This is a genomic window from Escherichia sp. MR, assembly GCF_005280595.1.
In the GTDB taxonomy this organism is placed as follows: Bacteria; Pseudomonadota; Gammaproteobacteria; order Enterobacterales; family Enterobacteriaceae; genus Escherichia; species Escherichia ruysiae.
The window spans coordinates 1-5,399 of the sequence record NZ_SZVK01000102.1 but is presented as its reverse complement, the minus strand read 5'-3'; the positions used below and the strand labels follow the sequence as shown (position 1 = coordinate 5,399).

The following is a 5,399-nucleotide window of genomic DNA, read 5'->3' as shown; positions in this document are numbered from 1 at the left end:
AAGCGTGCGTATTGCCTGAAAACACAACCCGCTACGGGGGAGACTTACCCGAAATCTGATTTATTCAACAAAGCCTAAGCCATGCTGGAACGTAGAGATGTTGCTATAGAGACAAAACGAGCCACAAGCTATTCGTCAGAGGAAATTCAGGCGCGTCGTCACGATGCCGTATTTATTCCATTGCCCGATACACGGCCTCGCCAATTTGCTTCAGTGCTTCGCGGTAGGTTTCGCTGAGCGGCAAAGCGCAGTTGATGCGCAGGCAATTACGGTATTTACCGGAAGCTGAGAAAATCGAGCCTGCCGCCACCTGGATTTTCATGCGGCACAATTGCCGCGCGACGCAGACCATATCGACCTGTTCAGGCAATTCTATCCACAGTAAAAATCCGCCTTTCGGGCGCGTAATACAGATTTCGCAGGGAAAATATTCCCGTATCCAGCAGGTATAAAGCGCCATATTGCGCTGATAATTCTGCCGCATCCGCCGGATATGGCGATGATAGTGACCTTCCTGCACAAACGTCGCCGCCGCCATTTGCGTGGACGGTACATTAAAGCTGCTGGTGGCGTATTTCATATGCAGCAGTTTATCGTGATATCGCCCCGGCGCGACCCAGCCCACGCGCAGGCCTGGCGCAATGCTTTTACTGAACGAACTGCACAGCAGCACCCGACCATCGATATCCCATGAATGAATAGTACGCGGGCGTGGATACTCCGTTGCCAGTTCGCCGTAGACATCATCTTCAAAAATCACAATATCATGACGCTGAGCGAGAGAGAGAACGGCTCGTTTGCGGGCGTCCGGCATAATAAATCCCAGCGGATTATTGCAGTTTGGCACCAGAATGATGCCTTTAATCGGCCACTGTTCCAGCGCCAGTTCCAGAGCTTCAACGCTGATACCGGTTTCTGGATCGGTTGGGATTTCAATCACTTTCACGCCCATACCGCGCAGCATCTGCATTGAACCGTAATAACACGGGGATTCGACCGCGACAATATCGCCCGGTTTACACACCGCCATTAACGCCAGCGACATCGAGTTATGGCAGCCGCTGGTGATAATGATGTCATCGGCAGTGACCACCGAGCCGCTGTCGAGCATCAGACGGGCAATCTGCTCGCGCAATACCCGCTGACCGGCTAATGAGTCATAACCGAGAACGGTTTGCAGATTATGCTGCACCACCCGGCTTAGCTCCCGCCAGAGCGGTTTCAGGCTGGGCGCTTCGACATCCGGCGTGCTTTTACTGAACGGAATAACAGAACTATCGCTATGCGCTTTCAGCATATCCAGCACCTGATCCCACTGGGTAATCTCTACCGGGCGCTGCACCGGACGCGTCATTGGCGGCACTGGTGGCTGGGCTTTATGTTGCGCGACAAAATAACCCGAACGCGGCTGCGGAGTGATGAGCTTCATCGTTTCCAGCGTCTGATACGCCTGCTGCACGGTGCTGATACTGACGCCGTGCTCCTGACTTAAGCTGCGCACCGACGGCAATTTCTCCCCGTGACGATACAGCCCTTGCTCAATCCGTTCGGCAAGCAGAGTCGCCAGATGTTGATAACGCGTCATGCTGTATTCCTTATTTGGAGCATACAGAGAGAAAAACCGGTACAGATGAGGCTAAAAAACCGGATGCAGATGCTGTTTTAACCTGCCTGTATGTTAAATAAAAGTAATATTTGCATCTGTATTGTGAACTGCCAGAAGGCGGATGATTAAGCCTCTGAAAGATGAGGAGGCAGCAGATGGAATTTCATGAAAACAAAGCTAAAGCGCCGTTTACTGGCTTCGTACAACTCTGGCAGGCAGTGAGAAGCTGGTGGCTGAAAAAACAGACCCGGCGGGTGTTACAGCAGATGAGTGATGAACGGTTGAGGGATATTGGGTTACGCAGGGAGGATGTGGAGTGAGGGGCTGTTCGTCGCGGATAAACAGGATTTCTCTATAACCTTCACAAGGAAGTGTTTATTATTGTGAAATCATCGCTTCACGGAAAGACGTCAGAATGAAAGCAACAGAAGCCCGTTTACTCGATTTTTTAAAACGTTCGCAGCAGTTTGTTATTCCCATTTATCAACGCACCTATTCATGGACAGAGCAACAATGTCGGCAACTTTGGGACGACATCATTCGTGCCGGAAAGCGTGATGATATATCAGCGCATTTTATCGGTTCGGTTGTTTATATAGAGCAGGGGTTGTATCAGGTTTCCGGTATTTCTCCGTTGCTGGTCATTGATGGTCAACAGCGGCTGACGACCGCAATGTTGCTGATTGAGGCTTTATCGCGCCATCTTGGCGAAGAAGAAGTTTTTGATGGCTTTTCGGCAATGAAATTGCGTAATTATTATTTACTCAATCCTTATGAGTCCGGTGAGAAAGGATTTAAATTACTGTTGACCGAGACCGATAAAGACAGTTTGCTGGCATTAATAAAACAAAGACCAATGCCAGAAAACTATTCCCATCGAATAATGGAAAACTTTACTTTCTTTGATGAGCAAATTGCCAAACTCGGTGATGATTTGATCCCCTTATGTCGTGGGTTAGCAAAGTTATTAATTGTCGATGTGGCGCTTAATCGTGGTCAGGATAATCCGCAACTGATTTTTGAAAGTATGAACTCCACCGGTAAGGCGTTAAGTCAGGCCGATCTGGTGCGCAATTTTATTCTGATGGGTCTCGAACCAGAGCATCAAACCCAGTTGTATGAAGATCACTGGCGTCCAATGGAAGTCGCTTTTGGTCAGCAAGGTTACAGCGAATATTTTGACAGTTTTATGCGTCATTATCTGACGGTAAAAACGGGGGAGATCCCTCGGACAGATGAAGTCTATGAGGCATTTAAACTACATGCCCGCAGCCAGAGTGTTGCTGAAAAAGGCGTAGATCGGCTGGTTGAAGATATACACATCTACGCGGAGTATTACTGTGCAATGGCATTGGGTAAGGAAAGTGACAAATCGCTTGCTACGGCTTTTCAGGATTTGCGCGAGTTAAAGGTCGATGTGGCGTATCCTTTCTTACTGGCGCTTTATCATGACTATAAAAATGGCGTTTTGTCTCACGAAGATTTCCTGCGCATAATTCGTTTAATTGAATCTTATGTTTTCCGTCGTGCAGTGTGTGCAATTCCGACGAATTCTTTGAACAAGACGTTTGCCACTTTTTATAAAGTCATTAATAAAGAAAATTATCTGGAAAGCATTCAGGTGCATTTTATGAACCTGCCTTCATATCGTCGCTTTCCCAACGATGATGAATTTAAACGGGAATTAAAAGTTCGCGATCTCTATAACTTCCGCAGTCGCAGCTACTGGTTACGACGACTGGAAAACGATAAACGCAGAGAGCGCGTGGAAGAGTTTACGATTGAGCACATTATGCCGCAGAACGAAAACCTGTCGGCTAAATGGCGCGAAGAGCTGGGAAGCGACTGGCAGCGTATTCATAAAGAATTGTTGCATACGTTGGGGAATCTCACTTTAACGCGCTATAACTCCCGCTACAGTGACAGACCTTTCGCGGAAAAACGCGATATTGAAGACGGCTTTAAGCATAGCCCGCTCTATTTGAATATCGGTCTTGGACAGTGCGAAAAATGGGATGAAGCCGCCATTCGCGCCCGTGCCGATCGTCTGGCCGATCTCGCGGTTCAGGTCTGGCAAGCGCCTTCTCTTCCTGAAGAGGTTTTAGCTGTTTATCGGGGGCAGCCGGAGAACAAAACCAGTTACAGCCTGAATGATTTTCCTTTCCTTGCTGATGGTTCGCATAGTCGGGTGTTATTCGATCATCTTCGCGATGAAGTTATGTGCCTGGACGCAGGGATCACACAGGAAGTTTTAAAACTGTATATTGCGTTTAAAGCGGAAACGAATTTTGTTGATGTTGTGCCGCAAAAAAGCCGACTGCGATTGTCGCTTAATATGCAGTTTCATGAACTGGTCGATCCGAAAGGTATTGCCAAAGATGTGACAAATGTTGGGCGATGGGGCAATGGCGATGTGGAAATTGGTTTCAGCGACCTCGCACAACTTCCTTATATTATGGGATTAATTCGTCAGGCATTTGAAAAACAGATGGAGAGTGCGTTGGTATAATGCGGCGAATAATACCCGGTAGCACTTGGCGCTACCGGGTCAATCTATCAGGCAACTTTCTGTTTACCCGCAATTACCCCAATAAAATCCTGCACCTGCTTTTGTTTACGCGCCGACAGCTTGCACACCTGGCGCAGCGACTGCATCAGTTCGCTCTCTTCGGCTGCGGGTGGTTGGGCGGTGAGGACAATACAGCCTTCCATCACTTTGACATCTACCGCCGTGCCAGTGGCAAAACCGGCGGCTTCCAGCCACTGACCTTTCAGGGTGATGGCGGGAATACGGCTGTAATCCGGGTAGCGACTCGCATAACTCACGGTTAATTGACGGTTATTTGCCGGGGAGACTTCTGCTTCGAACGGTTGTGCAATAGAATGCGTGTCAGTCATAACTGCTATTCTCCATAAATAGTGATTGTGATGAGCGGTGCGGGTGTGTTGGCGCACATCCGCACCGCGCTAAATACCTGGATATATCATCAGTAAATATGGGGAAAGTCCAGCTAAAAATAGAATAAAATGGGCAGTTTCTGGAATGATTTAAATATATTCGTGTGAGTTATAATTGGCCTGAAATAATAAAAAGCGCACCGGAAAGGTGCGCCAGAAAATAATGATCAGGATTTTTTACCCCCGCTTGCTGCGCGTTCAGCTTTGATTTTCTCCAGCAACGCGGCGGCGCTGTTTTCACCGCTGATTAATTCCGGGTTTTCGGCCCGCCACTGGGCGGTAAGTTCACCACGGAACGCTTTTGCCAGGATGGATTGCGTCAGGTTGTTAACGCGTGCCAGGGCGTTGTTGACCTGTTTTTCTATGATGTCGGCGTAGGCGAAGAGTTGCTCGACGCGGCGAACGATTTCGTGTTGTGTTTTTATCGGTGGGACAATAATTAACAATTCCTCAAGCATTTTTTTAGTTAATGCTTGGCGGGTTGCTCCGTAGTTTTCACCCTGTATCCATCTCTGGATATATGGGGACGCCATATAAATATGTAAATACTCTGGAAGTATTTTAGATTGCTGGCACCTAATTATTGCCACATGCTGGTTAACCCTACCGCCAATAAAAGCATCAGGAGCGATATTTACTCGTCCGATAGATGCTCCAGTTATATTTAGAAGTACATCTTTTTCATGGATCACTACATTGTTCAATTTTTTAGCTTGTTCTACATCGATATAAGCTAGATCTTCATATTTTATAAAGTGGGGGTGATGCTGCCAACTTACTGATTTAGTGTATGATGGTGTTTTTGAGGTGCTCCAGTGGCTTCTGTTTCTATCAG

At 47.7% G+C, this 5,399-nt stretch carries 5 protein-coding genes and 1 pseudogene; 3 read left to right on the top strand and 3 right to left on the bottom strand.

All coding sequences use genetic code 11. The annotated features are described in order from the left end of the window. Window positions 1–172: 172 nt before the first annotated feature. On the bottom strand, window positions 173–1,585 hold the full coding sequence (locus tag FC814_RS22105; protein WP_137326472.1) for a PLP-dependent aminotransferase family protein: 1,413 nt from the start codon (window positions 1,583–1,585) through the stop codon (window positions 173–175). A 176-nt stretch (window positions 1,586–1,761) separates the two neighbouring features. Here FC814_RS22105 and FC814_RS23800 point away from each other — a divergent pair, with 176 nt between their 5' ends. From FC814_RS23800 to FC814_RS23375, 3 genes and pseudogenes are all read left to right on the top strand, one after another. Next, window positions 1,762–1,926 (top strand): DUF1127 domain-containing protein, encoded by a 165-nt coding sequence (locus FC814_RS23800; protein ID WP_000394265.1) that lies wholly within the window; start codon window positions 1,762–1,764, stop codon window positions 1,924–1,926. A gap of 95 nt (window positions 1,927–2,021) precedes the next feature. Continuing rightward, a pseudogene (locus FC814_RS23380) lies at window positions 2,022–2,904 on the top strand (DUF262 domain-containing protein). A gap of 47 nt (window positions 2,905–2,951) precedes the next feature. Continuing rightward, window positions 2,952–4,115: a DUF1524 domain-containing protein gene (locus tag FC814_RS23375; protein WP_137326471.1), complete on the top strand. Its 1,164-nt coding sequence runs from the start codon at window positions 2,952–2,954 to the stop codon at window positions 4,113–4,115. 47 nt (window positions 4,116–4,162) lie between these two features. On the opposite strand, the gene symE is transcribed toward FC814_RS23375, so the two are convergent. Together symE and FC814_RS22990 are read right to left on the bottom strand one after the other, a co-directional pair. Continuing rightward, complete coding sequence (gene symE, locus FC814_RS22085; RefSeq protein ID WP_085460285.1) at window positions 4,163–4,504, bottom strand: endoribonuclease SymE; 342 nt, start codon at window positions 4,502–4,504, stop codon at window positions 4,163–4,165. Window positions 4,505–4,731: 227 nt separating this feature from the next. Then, on the bottom strand, window positions 4,732–5,399 hold a 668-nt coding region (locus tag FC814_RS22990; protein ID WP_205713606.1), incomplete at its 5' end, for a restriction endonuclease subunit S.